The following is a 696-nucleotide window of genomic DNA, read 5'->3' on the forward strand; positions in this document are numbered from 1 at the left end:
CGAAATCTGCGTCTGGTGTCAGCGTGCCGCATCAAAAGCATATCGGAGCGATGCAGATGAGCTTGTCATCGCACATTTCCAAGACTGCTACCGAGAAGAAGAAGACTGCGTTCCCGCACTCAATCCGTTTATCGCCGACGACTTCGAAACCATAAAAATCAAACCCCAAGAATAGCTGTCGCACAAGACGGCCCAACAACGAGCAGAAAAATGATCACAGTTCTACCATTAAAGACATCGGCGCTAGCCGACGAACCCGGATTCTCACTACTTGCCCGGAACACCGCCATCAACGCATCCGGCACCACACAAGAATTCTGCACAGCGACAGGCCTGTCAAAGGCGAAGGTCTGCACTGGTCGTCAGACCGAGCTTGATCGCTTGGCCGATCTTACGGCTTCTGAGCGATCAAGCTTGACGCAAAACAGCCCAGAACAGCTGTCACGAACCTACTCACGCCTGCACGGTCAGCAGTTCCTGACGCGGTCGTTGCGTAAGCAAGACCTCGCGATCTGTCCGGTTTGCTGGCTGGAGACGGGAACATCCGACAAATCGCAGCTACATCTCCGTCGAAACTGGCTTCCTCGCCCAATACAGACCTGTCCGATTCACAACGTTGCTTTGATACCGTTGCCGTATGCGGACTACACCTCTTGCTACGACCATATTTTGCGTGCCCGCTTTGAGCGCGGCTGG

At 54.0% G+C, this 696-nt stretch carries 1 protein-coding gene; it reads left to right on the forward strand.

Annotation, left to right across the window (positions count from 1 at the left end):
- Window positions 1-210: 210 nt before the first annotated feature.
- Window positions 211-696: TniQ family protein (locus tag ACR0E6_RS22330; RefSeq protein ID WP_480587496.1), on the forward strand; the 486-nt coding region annotated here is incomplete at its 3' end.

This window comes from Ruegeria sp. AP12, from assembly GCF_056540025.1.